The following is a 25,016-nucleotide window of genomic DNA, read 5'->3' on the forward strand; positions in this document are numbered from 1 at the left end:
TCATCCAGGTTACCCTCAGCCTCTAGGTACTGCGCGTGTCCAAGATGATGGTCTTTACGGGGAACGCTAACCCCGATCTGGCTCGGCGTGTCGTACGTCAGCTGCATATCCCTCTCGGTGACATCTCTGTCGGTAAGTTCTCCGACGGCGAAATTACTGCCGAGATCAATGAAAACGTTCGCGGTAAAGACGTTTTCATTATTCAGCCGACTTGCGCTCCGACCAACGATAACCTGATGGAACTGGTAGTGATGGCTGATGCCTTCCGCCGCTCCTCGGCTACTCGTATCACTGCTGTTATTCCTTATTTTGGTTATGCCCGTCAGGATCGCCGTCCGCGTTCCGCACGTGTGGCTATCAGCGCGAAAGTCGTTGCTGACATGCTTACCGTAGTCGGCATTGACCGTGTTCTCACGGTTGATCTGCATGCTGACCAGATTCAGGGTTTCTTCGATATTCCGGTAGATAACATCTACGGCTCCCCGGTTCTGGTGGATGACATTGAAGATCAGCGCTTCGAAAACCTGATGATCGTGTCCCCGGACATTGGTGGCGTTGTGCGTGCACGTGCCGTTGCCAAATCCCTGGGCGTGGACCTCGGGATCATCGACAAACGCCGTGAAAAAGCCAATCACTCTGAAGTGATGCATATCATCGGTGATGTCGAAGGGCGTACCTGTATTCTGGTCGATGACATGGTCGATACCGCCGGCACTCTGTGCCACGCGGCCAAGGCCTTGAAAGAGCATGGCGCAGCCAAGGTCTTTGCCTACTGCACACACCCTGTGTTGTCGGGTCGGGCCATCGAGAATATCGAAAATTCCGTGCTGGACGAGCTGGTGGTGACCAACACCATCCCGCTGTCCGCTGCAGCACAAGCCTGTGCACGTATCCGTCAACTGGATATCGCACCGGTTGTTGCCGAAGCGGTTCGCCGCATCAGCAATGAAGAATCGATCAGCGCGATGTTCCGTTAAGGGCCCTGCCCTTCTCGAAATGTCTCGTTGACGAAAAGCGCCCCGCCCCGGCATTCCTGTCGGGGCGGGGCTTTTTTGCCCATACCGTGTTCGGCGCTGGTCGCAAACGCCACTCGGTCATGGCTATTTTGGAGATACAAAATGAACGATTTTACTCTGAATGCTGAAGTGCGTTCCGACCTGGGGAAAGGTGCGAGCCGCCGCCTGCGTCGTCTCGCCGCTCTGGTTCCAGCTGTTGTTTACGGTGGCGAAAAAGCCCCTGAATCCATCAGCATGCTGGCCAAAGAAGTTGCCAAACTGCTCGAAAACGAAGCGGCTTACAGCCACGTTATCGAACTGAACGTTGGCGGCAAAAAGCAGAACGTCATCATCAAAGCTCTGCAACGTCACCCGTCCAAGGGTCACGTTCTGCACGCTGACTTCGTACGCGTCGTAGCCGGTCAGAAACTGACCGCTATCGTGCCTGTGCACTTTGTTGGTGAAGAAGCTCCGGTCAAGAAAGGCGGCGAGATCTCGCACGTCCTGAACGAAATCGAAGTAACTTGCCTGCCGAAAGATCTGCCTGAGTTCATCGAAGTCGACCTGTCGGCTCTGGAAATCGGCGCAATCGTCCACCTGTCCGACATCAAAGCCCCTAAAGGCGTTGAGTTCGTTGCACTGGCTCACGGTGACGACAAAGCTGTTGCAAACGTACACGCTCCACGCGTTGCTCCAGAAGCTACCGAAGAAGGCGCAGCAGAGTAATTCACTCTGTCATGCCTGAGTGAGCAAGTAACATCGCGGACTGGAACGTAGCGAGAAAGCGGGCGAGAACGCGGAGTTTACATCCATGGTAAATGAGCATTTTTCGTCCACTTTCGCCGCTTTCCCTGATCGCGGCGATGTTACTCACTACTCAAAGGAAGGGCCCCTATCGTGACTGCCATCAAACTGATCGTTGGCCTGGGAAATCCAGGCGCCGAATACGACCAGACCCGGCATAACGCAGGGGCCCTTTTTGTTGAGCGCATCGCCCACGCACAGAATGTGAATCTTGTGGTCGATCGCAAATATTTCGGCCTGACCGGGCGCTATTCGCATCAGGGTCAGGATGTTCGTCTGCTGATTCCCACCACTTACATGAACCGCAGCGGCCAGGCCGTGGCGGCACTCGCCGGTTTCTTCCGCATCAAGCCTGAAGAAATCCTCGTGGCGCATGACGAACTCGACTTGCCTCCGGGCGTTGCCAAGCTCAAGCAGGGCGGCGGCCATGGCGGTCACAACGGGTTGCGCGACATCATTGCGCAACTGGGTAATCAGAATACGTTCTACCGCCTGCGGCTTGGCATTGGCCACCCGGGCGTCGCCAGTATGGTTTCAAATTTCGTCCTGGGTCGTGCGCCACGCGCCGAACAGGAAAAACTCGATGCCAGCATCGACTTTGCCCTCGGCGTGCTGCCGGATATCCTCGCCGGTGAATGGAACCGCGCGATGAAAAACCTGCACAGCCAGAAGGCCTGACTCTACTCCGAGGGGAAACACCATGGGATTCAATTGCGGCATCGTCGGCCTGCCTAACGTCGGCAAGTCCACCCTGTTCAACGCCCTGACCAAATCCGGTATCGCGGCCGAGAACTTCCCCTTCTGCACCATCGAGCCGAACAGCGGCATCGTGCCGATGCCGGATCCGCGTCTGGAAGCACTGGCGGCTATCGTCAATCCAAAGCGCATCCTGCCGACCACCATGGAATTCGTCGACATCGCAGGCCTGGTAGCCGGCGCCTCGAAAGGTGAAGGCCTGGGCAACAAGTTCCTCGCCAACATCCGCGAAACCGACGCGATCGCTCACGTTGTGCGCTGCTTCGAAGACGAAAACGTGATCCACGTTTCCAACAGCGTTGACCCGAAACGCGACATCGAAATCATCGACCTGGAACTGATCTTCGCCGACCTTGACAGCTGCGAGAAGCAACTGCAGAAAGTCGCGCGCAACGCCAAGGGCGGTGACAAGGACGCCGTGGTTCAGAAGGCTCTGCTGGAGCAACTGATCGCGCACTTCACCGAAGCCAAACCGGCGCGCAGCCTGATGAAGAACATGAGCACCGACGAAAAAGCGGTGATCAAGGGCTTCCACCTGCTGACCACCAAACCGGTCATGTACATCGCCAACGTCGCTGAAGACGGTTTCGAGAACAACCCGCACCTGGACGTGGTTCGCGCCATCGCCGAAGAAGAAGGCGCCATGGTTGTTCCGGTCTGCAACAAGATCGAAGCGGAAATCGCCGAGCTGGATGACGGCGAAGAGAAGGACATGTTCCTCGAGGCCCTGGGCCTGGAAGAGCCTGGCCTGAACCGCGTGATCCGCGCCGGCTACGAAATGCTGCACCTGCAGACCTACTTCACCGCCGGTGTCGAAGAAGTCCGCGCCTGGACCGTCAAAGTCGGTGCCACCGCACCTCAGGCTGCTGGCGTGATCCACACCGACTTCGAGAAGGGCTTCATCCGCGCCGAAGTGATCGCCTACAACGACTTCATCCAGTACAAGGGCGAAGCCGGTACCAAAGAAGCCGGTAAATGGCGTCTTGAAGGCAAGGATTACATCGTCAAAGACGGCGACGTGATGCACTTCCGCTTCAACGTGTAAGCGTTACGCCCAAGAAAAAGCCGCGTTTGATACGCGGCTTTTTTGTGCCTGAAATTTATCGCTGTACACAATTCCCCTGTGGGAGCGAGCCTGCTCGCGAAGAGGGAGTGTCAGTCACATCTCTGCGGATGACACACCGCATTCGCGAGCAGGCTCGCTCCCACAGTTGGGGATTGTGTGGCGTCAGGCCTTTTTGGTGCGCGGCAAGAAGATCGCCAACACGCCAAACAATGGCAGGAACGAGCACAGGAAATACACGTACTCAATCCCGTGCACATCCGCCAGATGCCCGAGCAACGCCGCGCCGATCCCGCCAAAACCAAACATCAAACCGAAGAACACCCCGGCAATCATCCCGACATTGCCCGGCACCAGTTCCTGCGCATACACCACAATCGCCGAAAACGCCGACGCCAGAATGAAACCGATCACAACGCTGAGAACCGTGGTCCAGAACAGGTCAACGTGGGGCATCAGCAACGTGAACGGCGCCACGCCGAGGATCGAGAACCAGATCACCGCTTTACGCCCGATCTTGTCGCCAATCGGCCCGCCGAAGAAGGTCCCCGCCGCCACTGCACCGAGGAACAGAAACAAGTGCAGCTGCGAACTGGCCACCGACAGATCGAACTTCTCGATCAGGTAGAACGTGAAGTAACTGGTCAGGCTGGCCATGTAGAAATACTTCGAAAATACCAACAGCCCCAGCACCACCAACGCACTGGTCACCCTGCCCTTCGACAGCCCGTGAGTCGCTGCCTGACCGGCCTTGAGCTTGAACAGATTCAAGTGATGGGCGTACCAGCGGCTGATGCGGTACAGCACGAACAGCGCAAACACTGCGAACAAACCGAACCACGCCACATTGGCCTGACCGAACGGAATGATGATCGCCGCCGCCAGCAACGGGCCGAACGCTGAACCGGCGTTACCGCCAACCTGGAAGGTCGATTGCGCCAGTCCAAAACGTCCGCCCGAGGCCAGCCGGGCAATCCGCGAGGCTTCAGGATGGAACGTCGAGGAACCGATCCCGATCAGCGCCGCCGCCAGCAGAATCAGCGGGAAACTGCCGACCATCGACATCATCACAATGCCAATCAGCGTGCAGATCGAACCCGCCGGCAACAGCCACGGTTTCGGATGCCGATCGGTGTGATAACCGACCCACGGTTGCAGCAGTGAGGCCGTCAGTTGAAAGGTCAAAGTGATCAAGCCGACCTGAGTAAAGGTCAGGCCGTAATTGGCCTTGAGCATCGGGTAGATCGACGGCAGCACTGACTGGATCAGATCGTTGATCAAATGCGCCAGCGCCACCGCGCCGATGATACGCATCACCAATGGACTGCTTTGCGGAGCAGCGGGCGCCGAGGCAGCGGCGGTCTGAACGTTGCTGATAGCCATGGAAGTTTCCGGACAGCAGATGGGTGCACACAGGCAGGTGCGTCAATGTGCCATTTTTCGGTGCGCCAGCGCCATCCCCTTAGCCAGCTAACTAACTGACCTGACCGAATCATGCAGGAGCTGCCGCAGGCTGCGATCTTTTGATCTTGCCGTTAAAAACACAGATCAAAAGATCGCAGCCTTCGGCAGCTCCTACAAGGGATAGGTGATAGCGCAACGCCATGGTCTGAATCTTGCCTTGTTTCATCCCTTGAACGCGGGCGCCTTACAAAGGCGCCCGACAATGGGAAGTTTCGCTACAGAGCCGGCCTACAGAGCGGGCGAGAGTGAACTTTCGAGGCCTTTTAGCAGGGCACAACATCAACGTCGCACGACCGCGATGCACGCCATTGGTGCGTGGTGTCCAGAGGAGTCATGGGGCATGCAGGCTTTCCTTTCACCGGGGATCAAATTGCTGGGGCGGTTTGGCTTCGCCGGTAAATTCCAGTTGTTGTTTCTGCTGTTCATTCTGCCGTTGGCCGGCAGCCTGTTGATGATCGGCCAGGACTATCGCGACAAGCTCAATCTGATTTCCGGCGAACGTGCTGGCGTGCGTCAGTTGCTCGCACTCGATGCGCTGGACAACCTGCTCGCCGCGCAACGTGACCGTGCCGCCCGTTGGCGCGCCACCGAAACCAATCGCCAACCGACGCCCGCTACCCTCGCCGCCATGGGCGCGTTTGACGCAGTGCAACCGGCAGTTCTGCAAGCCACCACAGATTTGGGCACCGCCCTGAAAAATGAAGGTGCTGAAGGCGAAACCCTCACGCGCTATCAGGCGCTGCAAACCGCTCTGAATGGTCTGGATTCGAAAAGCCTCAGCGGTGTCGGTTGGTGGCCGGACGGTTACGATCGTTTCACCAACGCCCTCAGCGCCCTGCAAGCGTTGCGCGAACAAATCGTCATGGACAATCGCCTGACCCTCGCGCCCTGGCTGGAAACCTATCTGCTCACGCAGATTTCCACGCAGCACGCGCCGGACCTGATCGAACGCGTCGGCCGCCTCGCTGCGGTCGGCCAGGCCTCAGTGGTCTCCGGCCAATTCACCCTGCAAAGCCGATTGCAATTGCGCGACCTGCGCAGCCGCATCGGCGATGCCCGCGAGCAACTGGTGAAAACTGCCACGCTGCTCGAAGCACGCCTGCCGAAAGATCAGCAGAGCTGGGCCAGCCAATACCACGACAGCCTGAAACGCCTCGACAGCGGCCTGAAGGTCCTTGATGACGGCGTGTTCGGCGGCAGCATCACGCTCAAACCGGACGACTTCGAGCGCAGCCTCGACGCCTTACTGACCGACCTCGCCGCCCTGCGCCAGCAATCGCTGGTGTCGCTGGATCAAAGGCTCGACGCCTACCACAGCTCGGCGATCCGTCAGTTCATCCTCGTCGCAGGCATCTTCGGCTGCCTGCTGCTGGCGGCGCTGTACCTGTTCGTCTGCCTGCAAGCCTCGATCCGCCGCAGCGCCAGCGGCATCACCCTGCTCGCCGAAGCTCTGCGCGACGGCAACCTGAGCTTGCAAGTGCCGGTAGTAGGCCGCGATGAGCTGGCAGCGATCAGCACCGCACTCAACGTTGCCGTTGTGCAACTGCGCACGAGCATGCTTGGTGTCGATCACGAAACCTCGCAGTTGAGCCATGCCGTGCGCAGCCTCAACGAGCACTCCAGCGGCGCCCTCGGCGAAGTCGAAGCGCAGCAGTTGCAGATCAGCCAAATCGCCGCAGCTGCCACGCAACTGGCAGCGACGTCGCAAGGCGTGGCGCAGAGTTGCGAGCAAGCGTCCGGCAGCGCTCAGCACACCCGACGCATTGCTGCTGACAGCAGCCGCGACAGCCAGCGCACCACGGCGAGCATTCAGCAACTCAATCAACGCCTGAACGACACCGCTGCTGCACTCGGTCGAGTCAGCGAGCAAGGCCAGCAGATTCAATTGGTCGTCGACACGATTCGCGGCGTCGCCGAACAGACCAATCTGCTTGCGCTCAACGCGGCTATCGAAGCCGCGCGAGCCGGTGAGCAAGGTCGCGGTTTCGCCGTAGTCGCCGATGAAGTGCGCAGCCTGTCGCAACGCACGCAGTCGTCCACCGCACAAATCGCCGGCACGGTCGACAGCTTGCGCGCAACGGTCAACGAAGCCGTGAGTTTGATGGAAGCTGCCTGCGGCCAGGCGCAAACCGATGCCGAATCGGTCACCGGTCTCGGTGAGCGCTTGGGCGAAATCGCCAGCGCCGTGCAGAGCGTCACCGACACCCTGGCGCAGATCGCCACGGCGGTTGAAGAACAAGCGAGTACCGCCGATGAAGTCAGCGGTAATATCCAGCAGGTCGATCAGGCGGCCGTGCGCTTGCTCGAAGGCGCGCGGGCGGTGAATCTTGCCGCAGACACCCTGAGCCAGGGCAGCAAAGCGCTGAGCGACAACACCGCGCGTTTCCGCCTCAGTTGATCACAGCCTCGGGGAAGTCCGCTTCCAGTTCGGCCTTGAGCCATTGAATAAACCACGCCACATCCGCCGAGAGTTCGGCGGACGGCGTCAGCACGCGATAACTCTCAAGCTTCACCTGGGCGTCGACCGCGCGCACCAGTTTGCCGCAGGCCAGTTCATGCCGCACCAGCACCTCGTTGGCCAGCGCGATGCCCTGCCCGCTCTCGGCGACCGACAGCGCGTGGTCATTGTTGACGTAGAGCATGTCGGAATTGAGGTGGATATCGAGGTCGTGCGCGGCGAACCAGAGGTTCCACCATTCGCCGTCATCAACGTGGATCAGTTCGTGGCTGATCAGATCGGCCGGGCTGTTGATCGGTGCGATGCTGGCCAGATAGGCCGGCGTGCAGATCGGGAACACTCGCGGGCAAATCAGCGTTTCCCGTGAGTCGGCATACTGCCCGTCGAGGCCGTAGACGATACCGAGGTCGGCACTTTTTCCATCCACTTCGGTGAAGGTCGAGTTCGGCTCGATCGCCAGTTTCAATCCCGGGCGCAAATGCCGCAGCGCTTCGATCCTCGGCATCAGCCAACGCTTGGCAAAACCCGGCACCACCATGATCCGCAGCCAGCGCTCGGCATCTTTCGGTTGCGCCTCTTTGCCGGCCTCGATGATCAACTGCAAAGCGGCGCTGATCTTGCGGTGATACTTCTCCCCCGCCGGCGTCAGATTGACCCCGCGCGAGGTGCGCTCGAACAATTGAATGCCCAACCAGTCCTCGAGCAATTTCACATGGCGGCCAATCGCAGGCTGGGTCACGTGCAGGGCTTTCGAGGCTTCGACGTAGCTGCCCAAACGGGCGGCGGCATCAAAGGCGCGCACCGCGTTGAGCGGCGGCAAACGGTGGTCGGGCATGATTCCTGGCACCTTCGGCTGTTAAATTAACTAACACCTGCCATGTTTAAATTGAAGTGTCGCGCCGCGCAACCCCTGGCTGATAATCGAGCCACAGCAGAACAAAAAAACAGCTGGTTTCACACCCGAACGCAATCTCGATCCTGCCCAAAAAAATAATATCCATGGCCCGACGGCAACGCTTTTGCAAGCGAGTCGCAGGCGATGGGGGAATCGGAGGTAACGCATGAATGCCCTGCATTCGCTGCAAACGCTGGCGGTCTCGATCCGCTCAGTACGCAAGGTTTACGGTGATCCGCAGACCGGTCCGGTGGCGCTGAAAAGCATCGACCTGGACATCCGCGACAACGAATTCTTCACCCTTCTCGGCCCTTCCGGCTGCGGCAAGACCACGCTACTGCGGATGATCGCCGGGTTCGAATTTCCCACCGAAGGCGAGATCCTGCTCTATGGCGAAAACATCGCTGATCGCCCACCGTTCCAGCGGCCGGTCAACACGGTGTTCCAGCATTACGCGCTGTTCCCGCACATGACCATTGCCGAGAACCTGGCCTTCGGCCTCGAATCACAGCCGATGGGCAAAGTCCTCACCAAAGCGCAAATCACCGAGCGTGTGCGCGAGATGCTGGCGCTGGTGCAGATGGAGCGCTTCGCCAATCGCAAACCGGCGCAGCTGTCGGGCGGTCAGCAACAACGCGTCGCCCTCGCCCGCGCTTTGGCACCGCATCCGAAAGTGTTGCTGCTCGATGAGCCGCTGTCGGCACTCGATCTCAAGCTGCGTCAGGCGATGCGCGAAGAGTTGAAAGCCATCCAGGCCAAGACCGGCATCACCTTCATCTTCGTCACCCACGACCAGGAAGAAGCGCTGACCATGTCCGACCGCATCGCCGTATTGTCCGAAGGCGAAGTGCAGCAGGTCGGGCGGCCGGAAGACATCTACGAACGCCCGCGTAATCGCTTCGTCGCCGACTTCATCGGCGAAACCAACTTCATCGAAGGCTCAGTCACTCGCGTGGAAGACGGCTTGGCCTGGTTCGCCGGGCCTGCCGGGCATCCGCTGCCGGCGCAACCGTGCAGCGACGTGGCAGTCGGCGCCAGCGTGACCTTGTCGGTACGCCCGGAGCGCCTGCATCTGCTGCCGTCCAACAGCGAAAACGCGTTGCCGTGCCGGATCGAAGCGCAGATCTATCTCGGCACCGATCTGCAATATCAGGTCAGCCTCAGCGACGGTTCGCGCCTCACCGTGCGTACGCCAAATTGCGTCGATCAAAGCCTGCGCTTTGCCGTCGGCTCTCAGGCCGGTCTGTTGTTCGACCGTGGAAGCGCCAGCGTCCTGCACGATTGAGCCGGAGGAATTGCCATGCACGCCTTACCGATTGCCAATACGCTGGAACGGCGCAAAGCCTTCCAGAGCTTCCTCGGGGTCAGCCCGGCGCTGATCGCTATCTGTTTGTTTCTGGTGGTGCCGATTCTCATCGTCATCGGCTATTCGCTGATGGAGGCCAACCCCTACGGCGGGGTCAATAAAGTCTTCAGCAGTGACGCCTACACCTCGCTGCTGTTCGAGCGGCAACTGGACGACAGCCTCGCGTTTGCCGACTCGTATTTGATCATCGCGCTGCGCTCGATCGGCATTGCCGGGCTGACCACCATCATCACGCTGCTGATCGGTTTCCCGGTGGCGGTGTGGCTGGCCATGCAGCCGGCGCATCGACGCGGTTTGCTGATTTTTCTGATCACCGTGCCGTTCTGGGCCAACCTGCTGATCCGCACTTACGCGTGGATTCTGCTGCTGCGTAACACCGGGGTGATCAACAACAGCCTGATGGGCATGGGCGTTATCCATGAACCGTTGCAGTTGTTGTACACCGACGGCGCGGTGCTGCTGGGGCTGGTTTACACCTACGCGCCGTTCGTGGTGTTGCCGATTTACGCGACGCTGGAAAAGATGGACATCCGCCTGCTCGAAGCCGCGCAGGACCTGTATGCCGGCCGCGTGCGCACCTTGCGCAAAGTGGTGTTACCGATCGCCAAACCGGGAATTCTCGCCGGCGCCATCCTCACTTTCGTACCGTGCCTGGGCGCGATGATCGCTCCGGAATTGCTCGGCGGTGGCACGCGAATGATGCTCGGCAACCTGATCTTCCGGCAGTTCAGCGATGCGCGTAACTGGCCGTTTGGTGCAGCGCTGTCGCTGGTGCTGATGGCCGCCGTGATGCTGGTGCTGACCGTTTATGCCTTGCGCGCCGAGCGCCAGCGCATCGCCAAAGGAGGTGCGTAATGCTCGCGCTATTCAAACGCAAAGGGCTGGGCGTGCAGGACTTTCCCGGTTTCGGCGGCTTCAGTTTTCTGTTCTATCTGTACCTCTACGCGCCGATCGTGGTGCTGGTGGTGTTCTCGTTCAACGCCAACCAATCGGCCACGGTGTGGACCGGTTTCAGCCTCGACTGGTATCGCGCCGCGTTCGCCAATCAGGCCTTGCGCCAGGCCGCCGGCAACAGCCTGTTGATTGCGGTGTGCGCGAGCATGATCGCCACGGCGATTGCCACCCTCGCCGCCCTCGGCACCTCGCGCGGGGCCAAGTTCAAGGGCCTGCACTTGTCGATGGGCGCGATCATGTTGCCGCTGGTGTTGCCGGAAATTGTCGTCGGTGTGGCGACGCTGGCGCTGTTCTCGACCATCGGTCTTTCGCTGGGTTACGGCAACCTGATCATCGCGCACACGGTGTTCTGCATTCCCTTCGCCTATCTGCCGATTCGCGCGCGGCTGAACGACATGGACCTGTCGCTGGAACAAGCCTCGGCCGACCTCTACGCGGGCCCGTGGCGGACCTTTCGCAAGGTCACTTTGCCGCTGCTGATGCCAGGGATATTTTCCGGGCTGATGCTGGCCTTCATCGTCTCGCTGGATAACTTCGTCATCTCGATGATGGTCTCGCAGGCCGGCACCACGACCCTGCCGATCTTCATTTTCGGCCTGCTGCGGATGGGGGTGACACCCGACGTCAATGCCGTGTCGACGCTGATCCTCGGCGTCTCGGTGCTGTTCGTCAGCCTCTCTTACCTGTTGGGCAAAAAGAACGCCTGAACCTTCTACGACCTGTGGGGAAATAGCATGAGCAAGTGGATAAAAAGCGTCGGCACTGCGTTGTTCCTGACTGTGCCGCTGAGCATGGTCGCGAGTGTTCAGGCCGCCGAGAAACTCAACGTAGTGAGCTGGAGCGGCTATTTTTCGCCGGAAATTCTCGCCAAGTTCCAGAAGCAGACCGGCATCGAAGTCACCGTCGACTCCTACGATTCCAACGAGACGCTGCTGGCGAAATTGAAACAGGGTGGCGCCGGTTATGACGTGGCGATTCCGTCGCACCAGTTCGTGCCGATCCTGATCAAGGAAAACCTGCTCGAACGCTTCGACCCGGTCAAGGAGCCCTACTACGCCAGCGTTGTGGATAACCTGAAAAAACCGAGCTGGGACCCGCAAGGCGCGTATTCGGTGCCGTTCATCTGGGGCACCACCAGCGTCGTGTTGGACTCGGCGCGCTACAAAGGCCCGGCCGACAGCTACAAGGTTTTGTATGAGCCGCCAGCCGAGTTGCAGGGGCGCATCAACATGTTCGACTCGGTCAGCGACATGGTCGACATGGCCAGCCTTTACCTGAACATTCCGCTGTGCAGCGAAGACCCGAAACAGATGCAACAAGTGCTGACTTTGCTCAAGGCGCAGAAGCCGTTCGTGAAGACCTACAGTTCCAAGGCCGGCTCGATTCGCGAGAACCTGGCCTCGGGTGAAATCGACATGTCGATGTTCTGGGGCGGTTCGTCGATGCGTGCCCGCGAGATGAAACCGACGCTGAAATACCTCTACCCGAAAGAAGGCGTACTGGCCTGGGTCGACAACATGGTCATCCCTGCCGGCAGCAAGAATCCGGCGAATGCCAAGGCGTTTATCGCCTTCCTCAGTCAGCCGGAAAACTCGGCGATGACGCAGAACTTCCTCAAGCACCAGAGCCCGATCAAAGGCGTTGAACCGTTCCTCGACGCGGCGCTCAAGGACGCGCCGGAATTGCACATTCCCGAAGGCACTAACGTGGTGTTCAGCAAGACTTGCGGTGAAGGCGCGATCCGCCTCGCCGACCGTCTCTGGACCAACCTGATGCGTTGATATTTACCGCCCCGTCGCACCGGCGGGGCGCTTTTCCAGCCGTCTGAAAGGCCACGTGCAATGAACTCTAATAACATCAGCGAACTGGTCCTGTTGCAGGCCCACGAACTCGCCGAGCGCATCCGCCTGCGCCAGGTTTCCTGCCGGGAAGTGATGCAGACTTACCTTGCCCATATCGAACGTTTCAACCCGTTGGTGAATGCGCTGATCAGTCTGCAATCGCCGGAACATCTGCTGGCTCAGGCCGATGAACGCGATGCCGAACTGGCACGTGGCCAATACCGTGGCTGGATGCATGGCCTGCCCCATGCGATCAAGGATCTGTCGCTGACCCAAGGCATCCGCACCACGCTGGGTTCGCCGCTGTACAAGGACTTCGTGCCTGAGCGCGACGGCATCATGGTCGAGCGGATCAAGGCAGCCGGCGCGATCATTATCGGCAAGACCAACACCCCGGAATTCGGCCTCGGCTCGCAAAGTTACAACCCGTTGTTTGGTGCCACCGCTTGCGCGTATGACCCGAGCAAAACCGCGGGCGGCAGCAGTGGCGGTGCGGCGGCGGCGCTGGCGATGCACCTGGTGCCGGTGGCGGATGGCAGCGACATGATGGGCTCGCTGCGCAACCCGGCGGCGTTCAACAACATCTTTGGTTTTCGTCCGTCACAGGGTCGTGTGCCGTTTGATGACAGTGCCGATCTGTTTTTCGATCAGCTCGGTTACGAAGGGCCGATGGCGCGCAGTGTGAAAGATGCGGCGCTGCTGTTGTCAGTGCAGGCTGGTGGTGATGCTCGAGCGCCGTTGTCCATCGCCGAATCCGGCGAGGCGTTTGCGGCGCCGTTGGAGCGTGAATTCAAAGGTACACGTTTGGGTTGGCTGGGCGATTTCGGTGGTTATCTGCCGATGGAGCAAGGCGTTCTGTCGTTGTGCGAGAAGACCTTTGCTGATTTTGAGAGCCTTGGCTGCCACGTTGAGTCGGTTGAGCCGGGTTTCGCGCCTGAGCGGCTGTGGAGCAGTTGGCGGACGTTGCGGCACTGGATGGTCGCGGGGTCGCTGGGCGCGACGTATGCCGATCCACAAAAACGCGCATTGCTGAAACCGGAGGCGATCTGGGAAGTGGAGAATGGCTTGAAGCTGTCGGCCAGCGAAGTGTTTGCCGCTTCGGCGGTGCGCAGCGATTGGTATCGGGCGATTTCTCGGCTGTTCGAAAAGTACGATTACCTGCTGCTGCCCAGCGCCCAAGTGTTCCCGTTCGATAAAACCGAGCCTTGGCCAACGTCTATCGAAGGCGTGGCGATGGACACGTATCACCGCTGGATGGAGGTGGTCATCCCAGGCACGCTGTCGGGTTGCCCGGTGGCCAATGTTCAGGCCGGATTCAATTCGCACGGTTTACCGATGGGGCTGCAAATCATCGGCAAGCACCAGGCTGACTTCGCTGTCCTGCAATTGGCGCACGCGTATGAACAGGCCAGCCGCTGGTTCCAACGCTGCCCTTCGCCGCTGTTGAGGCAGTGATTTTGATAAACGGTTGAAAGCGTAGAAAAATTTTTAAATTTACGCTTGACGCTTTTCCATTTCAGGGGAATAATGCGCGCCACTTGGCTACATAGCTCAGTTGGTTAGAGCATAGCATTCATAATGCTGGGGTCCGGGGTTCAAGTCCCTGTGTAGCCACCAAGTACTAAAAACGGCTTACCGAAAGGTAGGCCGTTTTTTTATGCCCAGAGAAAAGTCTCGGTAATCTGTTACTTCAAAATATCCTTCTCTTCGTTGCTCGCTTTGGTCGCGGCCTGTGCGATTAGTGCGTCAAGCATCTGTGCAATGACCTTCTGTTGAACCTTCGAAAGCTCATTGATGGACTGCAGCCGCCGATACCACGTCGAGGTCAAGCTGCGTCTGGGCGTCTCCGTGTACGAGGGAACCCCGAGCAGGTCTTCAACAGGCACGCGAAGCGCAAATGCCATCTTCACCAGCGTCGTGACCGGCATGCTGCGGGTGCCCTCCTCGTAGCCCTGAAAGGTTTGCCGGGAAAGACCTAAAGCCCGTGCAAACCGCGTCTGTGTGATTTCGTGAACTGTGCGTAAGTGAGCAATGCGACTGCCCATCGCCATCAGAAAATCGCGGTCCTCATTGGAAATACTCATGACAATGGCCGACTGAAAATAGAGTTGATTGGCAACGGACTCATCCTTTTCATCTGAAATCCATCCTGGAAAAACAACAGAAAACATCCTCAGGTAAAGGCGCGTAAGTTGTCGACCTGAAAAATCTGTAGGAAAAATTCAGACGCGCCCTCCATCCAAAGCGAAAGACTACAAGCACGAAACACCGTTGGTTCATCTGAACCAATCGCCAATCAACAGGCCGAGAGAGCGCTGTAGGAAACAGTTCCGATTCAGGTACGAATTGGATTTTTCGTAAAACCACCCGCCTGAAACTCACCCCATCGGTTTGCCCGAATCCCCCATTGACCGACAAGCTTCCCTGGCTCGATTCAAAGCCATACAGGGAGTTGGCATGGCTCGATTCAAATCTCTCTTCGATGAAGATTGGCCTTGGGAACGTCCGAGATGGAACGGCTCGTGGGCGGCTTGGAATCCGCCTCCCCCGCCGGAGCCGGTGTACGTCGAAAAGGATGAATGGCCAACGCCCAAGCCGCGCGAAGATCAGGTGTTCGCCAAGTCCTGCACTGTGGATAACTGGTGCCGAACGGACGCCGGCACGGCACCCGAACCCACCAGCAACTTCGGCAAGGTCATGGTCGCCGGCGCCATGCTCTTGCCCTCTGCCAGCACCGCTGTCGCGACAGCAATAGGCGCCGATCTGGCCTTGGGGCGTTTGGCGGGCGGCGGAATTCTGCAACAGCGCCTCAACTGGGCAATTCGCGGCGCTGCTGGGCCGGCCAGCGTGTTCGTCCTCGGGATGCTGCCGACCCGCATGGGTGACGGCACGCTGCACACCGACGAACAACTGCGCCGCATGAGCCGCGCCGCCACTCGTGTGCGCTTCCAGTTTCGGCGTGATGCCGAAGGGGTCATGCAGGTTTACGGCATCCACTCCGGCGCTTCGGGCGATGACTCGGTGCGTACTGTCAAAGTCGAGTGGAATACCGACAAGACTGCGATGGAGGCCAAGCTCAACGGCATCACGATTTTGTGGACGCCACAACGCGGGCCACTCGGTTCAATGCCGCCGCTGATCTATCCCGAACACGGCGAGCAACTGAACACGATCCTTGTTCATCCGATTCCCGAGAACACGGATACCCAGATAGAAGGCCTGCCCGGCGAGGACATTACTGCCGAGGATTGTATTCTGGTGTTCCCTGCGGACACTGGGCTGAAGTCGCTTTATGTGGTGTTTTCGAGGCCGGCCAGACTGACGCCGGGTACGGTGACGGGGATTGGTGAGGATGTTTCGGGGATATGGCTTGCTGGGGCGGGAACGGGGATCGGTGCGCCGATTCCGACACGGATTGCGGACAGGCTGAGGGGGCGGGAGTTTTCAAGCTTCGATGCCTTCAGAAGAGCATTTTGGACTGAAGTTGTGAATGATCCAGATTTGCGCAGCCAGTTCATCCCGGACAATATTGAACGGATGCAGAATGGCAATGCGCCAAAGGCCCGTTATAGGGATTCCAATGGTTCAAAAGGCTCCTTTGAAATTCATCATGTCGATCCAATTTCAAAGGGTGGCGAGGTTTATCACGTAGACAATTTGCGGATCAACACGCCAAAAAACCACGCAGATATTCATCGGAAATAATTCAATGAAAACCAGCCTTTCTGACTATACCGAAGCAGAGTTTCTAAGCTTTCTGCAAGAGATTCGAGCCGCCAACAAAAACGCTCCCGATGAAGTTCTCGACCCGCTGTTAAGCCACTTTTGCACTATCACCGGACATCCAGATGGAACGGACTTGATCTACTACCCAGAAGCTGGGGCAGATAATTCCAACGAAGGAATCATCGAAACCGTGAAAAGGTGGCGCGCCGCAAATGGACTGCCTGGCTTCAAGCAGTGAATTTCCCGCCCACAGAAAAAATCGTGGCAAAAATATCCGACTACACAGAAGCCGAGTTTATGTGTTTCATCGAAAAGATGCGGACCGCCAATAGGAGCGGCTCAGACGCAGAGTTTGGTGAGTTGCTGGCACAGTTCAGGAAGGTTACCGCCCACCCGGATGGAACCGATTTAATTTTTTATCCCGAGCCAACAGCAGACAATTCTGCCGAGGGCATCACCAAGACTGTAAAGGAATGGCGAGCCGCAAATGGACTGCCTGGGTTTAAGCAATAAATACTAATTTACACCTCGAGATCAGCGAACTTTTGGCGAGAGGATAAACCTCCCCACCACAAGGCTGTGCCTGATCTACTCAGGCTTCTCTGCCAAAAGGACTGCCAACCCCTTCGCCCAAATCTGCCGAGTCCGCAGCCCCACCATCGCCCGCCAATCCGGATCAGCCGGATAGAACTGCTCGAGCAGATTCACTTTGATCCCCCGCCCCGTCGCATCCAGCGGATCGCCATGCAAATGCAGCCAGTGATCATCACGCAAATGCCGATGCACCTCCGGCCCCGGATACGTCCCGCACTCGATCACGAACGGCATCAACTGCACGTGCGGTAAAGCATTGAGCAACGCCTGCGAGGTGTACCCGGTAGCCGTCGCTGCCACTCCGGTTTCGCTCAAGGTGTCGGCGCCGGTGTGCAGGGTGTAAAGCCATGGACCATAAATCGCCTGGGCTTGCGCGAGTGCCGGGTACGGCGCCTGGGTGATGGTCAGCAACATCGGATGACCGTACTCACCGGCGCCGGTGTGCAGGTCGAAACACATCACGGTTTCAGCGCCAGCCAGATGCGTTTCGATGATTTGGTGCAACGTGCGGTTCGACCAGCTCGGCGCACGGCCACCATAGAACAGTCCATCGGGATGGCTGTGCTGACCGCCCTCGACAATCGACATCACCGCTGGCCAGCCGTGTTCGTTGATCTGCGCATCGAGCAAGGCATCGGCGCGATGGCGCTCGGGGCCGTGCAAATCGGTGCACGCGTAGATTTCATGCAGTGCGGCATAAGCGCTGTTATCTGGGAGAGGCCCGGTGAAATCGAGGTGATTGCGGTTGAGGTCGATGTTGTCTTCGTTGACCCGGCGTAACCACGCCGTGCCCCATGGATTGATCAGGTGCACCATGACCACCGCGACATCCTTGGGCAGAGAACCGGGTTCGAAGGTTTTCAGCCAATCGATCTGACAATCCGAGCCGTAATAGCCCTCGACGCCGTGCGTGCCGCTGAGCGCTACCAGCCGACGTTTGGCCTGCGGATCGCCGAGCACGGCGACGTCGGTGCTCAGGGGTTCGCCGAATGGCCCGCAACGTGGATGTGCGTAGGAGGTGAGCGCGGCGCCGGCGGCATTGGCGGCGGTGATGAACTGTTCGCGTTGATCGCGGTAGCTGGATTCGGTGGGGAACTCGCTGTGCATTCTTGGCCTCTTGTTGATCTTGTATTTGTGGGAGCGAGCCTGCTCGCGAAGCGGTGTTTCATTCAATATTCGGGCTGGCTGATACACCGCATTCGCGAGCAGGCTCGCTCCCACAGGGGCTTGCTTCAGTTCGATGAATTTGACATTGACCCTAGCGAACATCCGCCCTGAAAAGAAAGACAAAAATGCCCATCGGTTTGCGTCGCGACCGGGCGGTCGATAAAGTCCCTGAGACTTTTATCCCACGGACGGAGAGCCCGCGTGTTTTCAGCCTTGCCCTTGAGCCGCTTTCGCCTGCCTGCCCTGACGCTGATCATCAGCGCCCTGACCCTCACCGCGTGTAACGCCCCGCCCTCTTCGACCTTGCCGCTGGCACCGGAAGCCGCGTCCGGTTTCCGCACCGATCTGCAAACCCGTCACGCCAGCAAACACATGGCCGCCGCTGCCAATCCCTTGGCTGCTGAGGCCGGGCGCGAGATGCTGCGTCAGGGCGGTTCGGCGATTGATGCGGCGATTGCGATGCAAGCGGTGTTGACGCTGGTTGAGCCGCAGTCGTCCGGGATCGGTGGCGGCGCGATGATCGTGTTGTGGGACGGTAAACAGGTGCGCACATATGACGGCCGCGAAACCGCACCGGCCGGGGCGACCGAGAAGCTGTTCTTGCGTGCCGATGGCCAGCCGATGGCGTTCCCGCAGGCGCAGATCGGCGGTCGCTCGGTCGGTACACCAGGCGTGTTGCGCGCGCTGGAGATGGCGCATAAACAACACGGTCGCCTGCCGTGGGCGAAGCTGTTTGAACCGGCGATCAAACTGTCCGAGCAAGGCTTTGCGATCTCTGCGCGTTTGCATTCGCTGCTGGAATCAGATCCAGTCATCCGCCAGTCGCCGGACATGGCCAAGTACTTCCTCAACGCTGATGGCAGCGTCAAAGCCGTCGGCACGCGTCTGCAAAACCCGGCATTGGCCGCCGTGCTCAAACGCATTGCCACCGAAGGTGCGGACGCGTTGTACAAAGGCGCGATCGCCGAAGAAATCGTCGCCAAGGTGCAGGGCCACGCCAATCCCGGCAGCCTGTCGCTGAACGATCTGCAGCGCTATCAGGCCAAGGAACGTGCGCCGCTGTGCACCGATTACAAACGCTGGCAGGTTTGCGGCATGCCGCCGCCGTCGTCGGGCGGGATCGCCGTGGCGCAGATTCTCGGCACGTTGCAGGCGCTGGAAACCCTCGATCCACGCCTTTCCCTGACGCCGCTCAAACCGGTAAAAACCGACAAACCGGCCGGCATCGAACCGGATCCGCAAGCGGTTCATCTGATCGCCGAAGCCGAACGCCTGGCCTACGCCGACCGTGCGCAATATGTCGCCGACACCGACTTCGTACCGGTGCCGGTCAAAGGCCTGGTCGACCCGGGTTATCTCGCCAGCCGCGCGAGCTTGATCGGCGAGCGCAGCATGGGCAGCGCCAAACCGGGCACGCCGCCGGGCGTGCAGGTTGCCTACGCGCCGGACCGCTCGCCGCTGCGCATCTCCACCTCGCAAGTGGTCGCGGTGGATGACCTCGGCGGCGCGGTGTCGATGACCACCACCATCGAAGCTGCGTTCGGTTCGCACCTGATGGTTCAGGGCTTCCTGCTCAACAACCAGATGACAGACTTCTCGTTCATCCCCGAAGAGAACGGCCAGAAAGTCGCCAACCGCGTCGAACCCGGCAAACGTCCACGCTCGTCGATGGCGCCAACGCTGATCTTCGATCGCCACAGCGGCGAATTCGTCGCCACGGTCGGCTCGCCCGGCGGTTCGCAAATCATCGAATACGTGGCCAAAACCACCGTCGGCCTGCTCGACTGGAACCTCGACCCGCAAAGCGCCATCAGCCTGCCCAACTTCGGCAGCCGCAATGGCCCGACCGAACTGGAACAAGGCCAGTTCAGCCCGGCGCTGATCAAGGCGCTAAAAGACAAAGGGCATGCGGTGACTGAAATCGACATGACCAGCGGCACCCAGGCCATCGTGCGGGTCAAGGATGCGCAGGGGAAAGCGTCGTTGGAGGGTGGCGCGGATCCACGGCGGGAAGGTGAAGCGTTGGGGGATTGAGAGTAGTACGCAAACAAAAAAGGCTTACCGCGAGGTAGGCCTTTTGCTTAGCACACAGCGTATTTCAAATCGGGATGTTTAAAAGCTGCGAGGTAAACAGAGAACCGTCCCACAAGGTTTTCAGGTTGTCCGTCGGACGTCAGCTCTCTAGCCTGTACTCGTCGCTGCCAATTCAGTGACCGGGATTGGAAACCCCGAGTAGAACCGAGCGCACAAGCGCCTTTCATAACGTATCCTTGCGCATCTTCATGGTGTGCACTCCGTTATGGCGGCTGTGCGCGGGAGACCTTCGGGTCAACCGGGTTCTCCGTTCCCCGGGTTTCCAACCTGCGTACAGCTGCCACCTATTCGTTCGGAAACCGAGTCGGCCAGCTCCAATCCTGATCGGAGAACACCATGAAAAAACCAACACCCAATCCCCCCGAAACAAACACCGACCCAACATCCCCGTACGCAACCATCGACAGCAAAAAACTCAACGAAGCGGCCGACCGCGCCCTCGACCACTACCTCAAACCGACCATTCACATCATGGCGTCCGCCCGCGTCGCTGAACCCATGTACCTCGCCAACCCGGTTTACGACACCGAATCGCTGCTGGCCAATGCCAGTGAATCCTTGGGTTCAGTCACCGAGATGCTCAACAATTTCGCCGCCGTGCTGGATACCGCGCACCGCAAGACCGCGCTGGGTATCGCGCAAGTCGTCATGCTGAGTGAGTTGGCGGTGAATCAGGCGCTGGATAACGTTCAGCCGACTGCATAATTACTTCGACGTATAAAAAATCCGATGCCCGCACAGGCATCGGATTTTTCTTGTAGCCAAAGATCGGGCGAGGGGGTACCGCAAGCCGTAGTCATCGCCCGCTGAAATTAGAGCACCTCATGAACATACTTCCGATTCATACCGAAGAAGACTACCGTGCGGCGCTGCAAGACGTTTCTGCGCTTTTCGACAATGAACCGGAACGTAACTCCCCGGAAGGTAACTACTTCGAGGCCATGATCACCTTGATCGAAGCCTATGAAACCAAGCAATTTCCGCGCTATAACCCGACCGAAGCATTCAAATTCCGGATGGAACAATCAGGGGATTGAGTTTTCCCTTGGGGCAAGCTTTACCGTTGAGTCCAAGCAGCCAACAGGAGAGGTTCATGCTTACCATCGGACAAATGGCCCGCTGCCACGGGCTCACCACCAAGGCATTGCGTCATTACGACAGCATTGGTTTGTTCAGCCCGGCAGCCACCGGCCGAGACAACGGTTATCGCTACTATCGCCCGGAGCAAATCGTCACGCTTGGCCGAATCATCTGGCTCAAACAGTTAGGCATGGGACTCGACGAGATCAAAGTCTTGTCCGCCAATGGCGGGCTGGACAGTGTCGTCAATCTGCGCGAAACCCTCGAAAAGCATGCGCAGCAATTGAGGGCCGATATCCAGCGCAGCGAAAACGTTTTAGGGCAATTGAACCGTTATCTTGCACAACCGGACCGTCCGCTGCCGGCCATGCAAACGCCTGCACGTGTCGACTATCCCGCCCTGCGAATCATGGGCATGACCTGGCAACAAGATGACGAAGGCACCATCGCCGACATGTGGCAGCGGTTTGTACCACGGGAGGAAGAGATCGACCGTCTGCATGAACCGCTCGGCACTTTCGGCGTGTGCCAGCCGCTGGAAGACGGTCAATGGCGCTACATCGCCGGCCTGCCGGTGGGACACAGTGCCCCGCTGATTTCTGGCATGGTCGAATTGCAGATACCGGCTCGTCGTTATGCCCGCGTGGAGCACCACGGAACAGTCACAACGCTGCCGGAAACCTTTCGCGCCGCTTACAGCGAATGGCTGCCCGCTGCCGGTATGGCGCCAGACGAAGGAATTGAATTCGAGTATTGCGGCGAGCGGTTCTTCGGTCCGATGGACCCGCGCAGCGTGGTCGAGTTGTACATTCCGCTGAAGGGCTGATGCTCATGAAAAAGGCTGCATACGCAGCCTTTTTCACGATCAGCGATTCGCCACCAGATGCGCCCCAAACAGCAAATAACAACCACCGGCCAAGCGATCCAGCCATTGCCGCGAACGCTCATACACACCAGCGATCCGCCGACTGGCGAAGAACAGCGCCACGCAGCAATACCAGCTGAACGACAACGTCGCCATGGTCAGCACCGCCAGTGCCAGTAACAGTGGCGGGATGTGAGCCGGCATGGCGGTGGCGAAGATGGTGGCGACGAACAGTGCCGACTTGGGATTGGTCATGTTGCCCAGAAAGCCCCGCCCGTAAGCGCCGAGCAATGTCTGCTCCGAGGTATCGAGCGTGCCCGCGACAATCGGCGTCTTGCGCTTGAACTGCTTGAGCCCGAGGTAGATCAGGTAACAGCCACCGGCAATCTTGAAGCTCAGGTACAGCGTCGGCGCGGCGCTGAACAGCGACTGAATGCCCAGGCCACCCGCCAGCCCCCATAACACGGTTCCGCTGGCGACGCCGAGCGCCGCGACGACACCGTGTCGGCGGGAACGGCTGACCGCGAGTTGCGCGATGTTGAAGAAATTCGGGCCGGGCGTGACCACGGCCACCGTCCACAACAGGGCCAGCGACAGCAGCGGCGCCAGATAACTCGAAAGGGAAAAATCCATGGGGGTATGCGCCTGATTGGGTTCGACGATGCCCTCCACCTTGCAACATCCGGCAATGTTTTGCCATCAGCTGTCATTCAGACCGCTAACGTCTTGCCATCCACCGCATCACCAATCTTCAGGAAATGCCCGCCCGCCACGTGGTGCAAGGTGCGCAAACCATCGTGCCCTTCGAAATGCCAGCGCCCGTCGCTGAACACGCGTTCATCGGCCTGGGCGGCGATGACTTCGGCGAGAAACAGGTCGTACTGCTCGTGATTGCGCGGCTCCGGCAGCAAACGACATTCCAGCCAGGCGACGCAGCCGTCGAGCAGCGGTGCTTCGACTTGTTCGCCGGCAAACGTCTGCAAGCTGTAAGCCTGAAACTTGTCTTGCCCTTGGGTTTGGCTGATTTCCAGGCCCGACGTATTGCCGACGGTTTGCACGATGTCGGCCTGATTGACGCAAGGGACGTTGAGCACGAAGGTGCCGGACGCTTCGAGCAACTGGCGGGTCCAGGTGGATTTATCGAGGACGACGGCGACTTTCGGCGGTTCGAAGTCCAATGGCATCGCCCAAGCGGCGGCCATGATATTGCGCTGGCCGTCGTGGGCGGCGCTGACCAGCACGGTCGGCCCGTGGTTGAGCAAACGGTAGGCTTTGTTCAGGGGCACCGGGCGGCGGTGGGAATCGCTCATGGGATCTGCTCCGGGGGAAAAGGAGCCGATTGTAGCGCTGCCACTGAAGAAACACAGAACCTGTGGGAGCGAGCCTGCTCGCGAAAGCGGTGTGTCAGTCAACAGCACTGCTAAGTGAACTGACGCCTTCGCGAGCAGGCTCGCTCCCACAATGGATCAGTGGAGATTAGTGGGAGAGTTGATTGGCGAACTGGCCGACAGCATTCACGACCTTCTGCGCACCATCCTGAATCTCGACAATCACCGTACCCGCCTCTGCCGCCAGCGCCAGCCCCTGTTCGGCCTGAAGCTTGCCGTCGGTCATCAGCGCCACCGCATTGCGTGCCATTTCCTGGTTCTGCCGCACCACGGTGACGATCTCTTCGGTCGCCTGACTGGTGCGCGAAGCCAGTTGCCGCACTTCGTCGGCCACCACCGCAAAACCACGGCCCTGCTCACCGGCGCGCGCCGCCTCAATGGCAGCGTTGAGCGCCAGCAGGTTGGTCTGTTCGGCAATGCCGCTGATGGTTTTGACGATGGTGCCGATCACCTGCGACTGCTCGTTCAGCGCCTCGATGCCCTCACCCGCCGCCTGCATGTGCCGCGACAGATCACGCATCACATTCACCGCCTCGGTGACCACGGTGGTGCCACGTTGCGCCGTGCTGTCGGTTTGCTGCGAAGTGCTGTAAGCGATGCTGGCCGCGTCGGCGACGGCTTGCTCGCGGTTGACCTGATCGGTGATCACCGTGGCGAACTTCACCACTTTGTACAGTTTGTTGTTGGCATCGACCACAGGGTTGTAGGACGCCTCCAGCCACACCGTACGACCATGGCTGTCGACACGCTTGAAGCGGTCAGCGACGAACTCGCCATTGTTCAGACGACGCCAGAAATTCTGGTACTCGGCGCTGTTGTATTCTTCCGGAGCGCAGAACGTCCGGTGATGTTTGCCCTTGATCTGCGCCAGGCTGTAACCCATGCCGCTGAGGAAGCGATCGTTGGCGTTCAGCACATTGCCGTTGAGGTCGAACTCGATCACCGCCGTCGAACGCACCAACGCCCCGATCAGGTTTTCGTGTTCACGGGAGGCTTCGATAGTGCGGGTCAGGTCGCTGGCGAACAGCGAAATGTGCTTGATGCGCCCATCCGAAGAACGCACCGGTTGCACGATCGAACGCAGCCACGCTTCTTCACCATTGCCACGCAGCAGGCGCACGGCACCGGCGAAGTGCTCGCCGCGATTCATGGCATTTTTGAAGCGGTGATGAAATTCGTCAGACTTTACGTGGGCCGGGACGATGTCTTCAATGGCACGACCGATCAGGTCCTGACTCTTGTAGAGCATCTCGGTGAGGAAGTTCTGATTGACCGACTGAATGCGCCCGTCGGGCTCAAGGGTCAGCACCAGCATCTCGCTTTCCAGGCTTTCCTTCACTTGCACAAGGCTGGAGAGTTCTTCACGAAGAGCGGCCAGCTCTTGCTTCAAGCGTTTGTTGAACATGGGGAAGTACCGATGGGCAGGATAGAAAGCGGGATGCAGCCTAGCCATCGGCCTTGAAAATCTTTTCTGAAGAGCGTTTGCGACCGGTCAGTCAAAAATAA

At 59.1% G+C, this 25,016-nt stretch carries 23 protein-coding genes, 1 tRNA gene and 2 pseudogenes; 18 read left to right on the forward strand and 8 right to left on the reverse strand.

Annotation, left to right across the window (positions count from 1 at the left end):
* Window positions 1–35 precede the first annotated feature (35 nt).
* From RMV17_RS24745 to ychF, 4 genes are all read left to right on the forward strand, one after another.
* Window positions 36–977, forward strand: a complete 942-nt coding sequence (locus RMV17_RS24745; protein WP_003171603.1) for a ribose-phosphate pyrophosphokinase — start codon at window positions 36–38, stop codon at window positions 975–977.
* A 141-nt stretch (window positions 978–1,118) separates the two neighbouring features.
* The gene (locus RMV17_RS24750) at window positions 1,119–1,721 is read left to right on the forward strand and encodes a 50S ribosomal protein L25/general stress protein Ctc (RefSeq protein ID WP_034156037.1); all 603 of its coding nucleotides are present in this window, start codon (window positions 1,119–1,121) and stop codon (window positions 1,719–1,721) included.
* Window positions 1,722–1,892: 171 nt separating this feature from the next.
* Window positions 1,893–2,477 carry an aminoacyl-tRNA hydrolase gene (pth, locus tag RMV17_RS24755; protein ID WP_116031475.1) on the forward strand — a complete coding sequence of 195 codons (585 nt, stop codon included), beginning with the start codon at window positions 1,893–1,895 and terminating at the stop codon, window positions 2,475–2,477.
* 22 nt (window positions 2,478–2,499) lie between these two features.
* The gene (gene ychF, locus RMV17_RS24760; protein ID WP_034156038.1) at window positions 2,500–3,600 is read left to right on the forward strand and encodes a redox-regulated ATPase YchF; all 1,101 of its coding nucleotides are present in this window, start codon (window positions 2,500–2,502) and stop codon (window positions 3,598–3,600) included.
* A gap of 183 nt (window positions 3,601–3,783) precedes the next feature.
* On the opposite strand, the gene RMV17_RS24765 is transcribed toward ychF, so the two are convergent.
* A complete protein-coding gene (locus RMV17_RS24765; RefSeq protein ID WP_129395496.1) occupies window positions 3,784–5,001 on the reverse strand; it encodes an MFS transporter in 1,218 nt (405 codons plus the stop codon).
* Window positions 5,002–5,422: 421 nt separating this feature from the next.
* On the opposite strand from RMV17_RS24765, the gene RMV17_RS24770 reads away from it, so the two are divergent.
* A complete protein-coding gene (locus RMV17_RS24770; protein ID WP_311883262.1) occupies window positions 5,423–7,480 on the forward strand; it encodes a methyl-accepting chemotaxis protein in 2,058 nt (685 codons plus the stop codon).
* Here RMV17_RS24770 and RMV17_RS24775 read toward each other — a convergent pair.
* Window positions 7,473–8,375, reverse strand: a complete 903-nt coding sequence (locus tag RMV17_RS24775; RefSeq protein ID WP_311883264.1) for a LysR substrate-binding domain-containing protein — start codon at window positions 8,373–8,375, stop codon at window positions 7,473–7,475. The genes RMV17_RS24770 and RMV17_RS24775 overlap by 8 nt on opposite strands.
* 226 nt (window positions 8,376–8,601) lie before the next feature.
* On the opposite strand from RMV17_RS24775, the gene RMV17_RS24780 reads away from it, so the two are divergent.
* The 6 genes from RMV17_RS24780 to RMV17_RS24805 all read left to right on the forward strand — a co-directional run bounded on the left by RMV17_RS24780 (window position 8,602) and on the right by RMV17_RS24805 (window position 14,213).
* Complete coding sequence (locus tag RMV17_RS24780) at window positions 8,602–9,720, forward strand: ABC transporter ATP-binding protein (RefSeq protein ID WP_311883266.1); 1,119 nt, start codon at window positions 8,602–8,604, stop codon at window positions 9,718–9,720.
* A gap of 15 nt (window positions 9,721–9,735) precedes the next feature.
* Window positions 9,736–10,656: an ABC transporter permease gene (locus RMV17_RS24785; RefSeq protein ID WP_158960221.1), complete on the forward strand. Its 921-nt coding sequence runs from the start codon at window positions 9,736–9,738 to the stop codon at window positions 10,654–10,656.
* Window positions 10,656–11,462 carry an ABC transporter permease gene (locus tag RMV17_RS24790; protein ID WP_007912916.1) on the forward strand — a complete coding sequence of 269 codons (807 nt, stop codon included), beginning with the start codon at window positions 10,656–10,658 and terminating at the stop codon, window positions 11,460–11,462. The genes RMV17_RS24785 and RMV17_RS24790 overlap by 1 nt, the downstream gene beginning before the upstream one ends.
* Before the next feature lie 27 nt (window positions 11,463–11,489).
* On the forward strand, window positions 11,490–12,536 hold the full coding sequence (locus tag RMV17_RS24795) for an extracellular solute-binding protein (protein WP_311883271.1): 1,047 nt from the start codon (window positions 11,490–11,492) through the stop codon (window positions 12,534–12,536).
* 60 nt (window positions 12,537–12,596) lie between these two features.
* Complete coding sequence (locus tag RMV17_RS24800; protein WP_311883273.1) at window positions 12,597–14,051, forward strand: amidase; 1,455 nt, start codon at window positions 12,597–12,599, stop codon at window positions 14,049–14,051.
* 85 nt (window positions 14,052–14,136) lie between these two features.
* Window positions 14,137–14,213, forward strand: a tRNA-Met gene (locus RMV17_RS24805).
* Window positions 14,214–14,281: 68 nt separating this feature from the next.
* On the opposite strand, the gene RMV17_RS24810 is transcribed toward RMV17_RS24805, so the two are convergent.
* Entirely contained in the window at window positions 14,282–14,680 is a 399-nt protein-coding gene (locus RMV17_RS24810) for a helix-turn-helix transcriptional regulator (protein ID WP_311883275.1), read from the reverse strand.
* Between the two features lie 373 nt (window positions 14,681–15,053).
* Here RMV17_RS24810 and RMV17_RS24815 point away from each other — a divergent pair, with 373 nt between their 5' ends.
* From RMV17_RS24815 to RMV17_RS24825, 3 genes are read left to right on the forward strand one after another with little or no spacing between them, the layout of a single operon-like run.
* Window positions 15,054–16,301, forward strand: coding sequence for an S-type pyocin domain-containing protein (locus RMV17_RS24815; protein WP_311883277.1), 1,248 nt, complete (start codon window positions 15,054–15,056; stop codon window positions 16,299–16,301).
* Window positions 16,302–16,305: 4 nt separating this feature from the next.
* Window positions 16,306–16,560: a bacteriocin immunity protein gene (locus RMV17_RS24820; protein WP_108226006.1), complete on the forward strand. Its 255-nt coding sequence runs from the start codon at window positions 16,306–16,308 to the stop codon at window positions 16,558–16,560.
* 23 nt (window positions 16,561–16,583) lie between these two features.
* Window positions 16,584–16,835, forward strand: a complete 252-nt coding sequence (locus RMV17_RS24825; protein WP_108226063.1) for a bacteriocin immunity protein — start codon at window positions 16,584–16,586, stop codon at window positions 16,833–16,835.
* Between the two features lie 75 nt (window positions 16,836–16,910).
* On the opposite strand, the gene RMV17_RS24830 is transcribed toward RMV17_RS24825, so the two are convergent.
* Window positions 16,911–18,023 (reverse strand): DUF2817 domain-containing protein, encoded by a 1,113-nt coding sequence (locus RMV17_RS24830; protein WP_311883282.1) that lies wholly within the window; start codon window positions 18,021–18,023, stop codon window positions 16,911–16,913.
* 261 nt (window positions 18,024–18,284) lie between these two features.
* Here RMV17_RS24830 and ggt point away from each other — a divergent pair, with 261 nt between their 5' ends.
* The 4 genes and pseudogenes from ggt (at window position 18,285) to RMV17_RS24850 (ending at window position 22,083) form a co-directional block, all read left to right on the forward strand.
* Window positions 18,285–20,117, forward strand: coding sequence for a gamma-glutamyltransferase (gene ggt, locus RMV17_RS24835; RefSeq protein ID WP_311883284.1), 1,833 nt, complete (start codon window positions 18,285–18,287; stop codon window positions 20,115–20,117).
* A 396-nt stretch (window positions 20,118–20,513) separates the two neighbouring features.
* Complete coding sequence (locus tag RMV17_RS24840; protein ID WP_034156054.1) at window positions 20,514–20,882, forward strand: DUF6124 family protein; 369 nt, start codon at window positions 20,514–20,516, stop codon at window positions 20,880–20,882.
* Between the two features lie 119 nt (window positions 20,883–21,001).
* A pseudogene (locus RMV17_RS24845) lies at window positions 21,002–21,208 on the forward strand (type II toxin-antitoxin system HigA family antitoxin); the annotation flags it as partial.
* Between the two features lie 62 nt (window positions 21,209–21,270).
* Entirely contained in the window at window positions 21,271–22,083 is an 813-nt protein-coding gene (locus RMV17_RS24850) for a MerR family transcriptional regulator (protein WP_311883288.1), read from the forward strand.
* Window positions 22,084–22,122: 39 nt separating this feature from the next.
* Here RMV17_RS24850 and RMV17_RS24855 read toward each other — a convergent pair whose 3' ends face one another.
* From RMV17_RS24855 to RMV17_RS30235, 4 genes and pseudogenes are all read right to left on the reverse strand, one after another.
* A complete protein-coding gene (locus RMV17_RS24855) occupies window positions 22,123–22,755 on the reverse strand; it encodes a LysE family transporter (protein WP_311883290.1) in 633 nt (210 codons plus the stop codon).
* Between the two features lie 77 nt (window positions 22,756–22,832).
* Window positions 22,833–23,432, reverse strand: a complete 600-nt coding sequence (locus RMV17_RS24860) for a flavin reductase family protein (RefSeq protein WP_311883292.1) — start codon at window positions 23,430–23,432, stop codon at window positions 22,833–22,835.
* A gap of 166 nt (window positions 23,433–23,598) precedes the next feature.
* Window positions 23,599–24,159, reverse strand: coding sequence for a methyl-accepting chemotaxis protein (locus RMV17_RS30230; protein WP_371748318.1), 561 nt, complete (start codon window positions 24,157–24,159; stop codon window positions 23,599–23,601).
* Window positions 24,139–24,963 (reverse strand): annotated as a pseudogene (locus RMV17_RS30235) (PAS domain-containing protein); the annotation flags it as partial. The gene RMV17_RS30230 and the pseudogene RMV17_RS30235, both read right to left, overlap by 21 nt.
* Window positions 24,964–25,016 lie beyond the last annotated feature (53 nt).

The sequence above is a fragment of the Pseudomonas sp. VD-NE ins genome (assembly GCF_031882575.1).
GTDB classification, from domain to species: Bacteria; Pseudomonadota; Gammaproteobacteria; order Pseudomonadales; family Pseudomonadaceae; genus Aquipseudomonas; species Aquipseudomonas fluorescens_BZ.

Coding starts and splice junctions, on each gene's coding strand:
- RMV17_RS24790 (WP_007912916.1), top strand. CDS start 10,656: ATGCTCGCGCTATTCAAACGCAAAGGGCTGGGCGTGCAGGACTTTCCC.
- RMV17_RS24780 (WP_311883266.1), top strand. CDS start 8,602: ATGAATGCCCTGCATTCGCTGCAAACGCTGGCGGTCTCGATCCGCTCA.
- RMV17_RS24820 (WP_108226006.1), top strand. CDS start 16,306: ATGAAAACCAGCCTTTCTGACTATACCGAAGCAGAGTTTCTAAGCTTT.
- RMV17_RS24855 (WP_311883290.1), bottom strand. CDS start 22,755: ATGGATTTTTCCCTTTCGAGTTATCTGGCGCCGCTGCTGTCGCTGGCC.
- RMV17_RS24815 (WP_311883277.1), top strand. CDS start 15,054: ATGGCTCGATTCAAATCTCTCTTCGATGAAGATTGGCCTTGGGAACGT.
- RMV17_RS24765 (WP_129395496.1), bottom strand. CDS start 5,001: ATGGCTATCAGCAACGTTCAGACCGCCGCTGCCTCGGCGCCCGCTGCT.
- RMV17_RS24770 (WP_311883262.1), top strand. CDS start 5,423: ATGCAGGCTTTCCTTTCACCGGGGATCAAATTGCTGGGGCGGTTTGGC.
- RMV17_RS24795 (WP_311883271.1), top strand. CDS start 11,490: ATGAGCAAGTGGATAAAAAGCGTCGGCACTGCGTTGTTCCTGACTGTG.
- RMV17_RS24860 (WP_311883292.1), bottom strand. CDS start 23,432: ATGAGCGATTCCCACCGCCGCCCGGTGCCCCTGAACAAAGCCTACCGT.
- RMV17_RS24775 (WP_311883264.1), bottom strand. CDS start 8,375: ATGCCCGACCACCGTTTGCCGCCGCTCAACGCGGTGCGCGCCTTTGAT.
- RMV17_RS24750 (WP_034156037.1), top strand. CDS start 1,119: ATGAACGATTTTACTCTGAATGCTGAAGTGCGTTCCGACCTGGGGAAA.
- RMV17_RS24810 (WP_311883275.1), bottom strand. CDS start 14,680: ATGAGTATTTCCAATGAGGACCGCGATTTTCTGATGGCGATGGGCAGT.
- RMV17_RS24800 (WP_311883273.1), top strand. CDS start 12,597: ATGAACTCTAATAACATCAGCGAACTGGTCCTGTTGCAGGCCCACGAA.
- RMV17_RS24850 (WP_311883288.1), top strand. CDS start 21,271: ATGCTTACCATCGGACAAATGGCCCGCTGCCACGGGCTCACCACCAAG.
- RMV17_RS24840 (WP_034156054.1), top strand. CDS start 20,514: ATGAAAAAACCAACACCCAATCCCCCCGAAACAAACACCGACCCAACA.
- ychF (WP_034156038.1), top strand. CDS start 2,500: ATGGGATTCAATTGCGGCATCGTCGGCCTGCCTAACGTCGGCAAGTCC.
- RMV17_RS24830 (WP_311883282.1), bottom strand. CDS start 18,023: ATGCACAGCGAGTTCCCCACCGAATCCAGCTACCGCGATCAACGCGAA.
- RMV17_RS24785 (WP_158960221.1), top strand. CDS start 9,736: ATGCACGCCTTACCGATTGCCAATACGCTGGAACGGCGCAAAGCCTTC.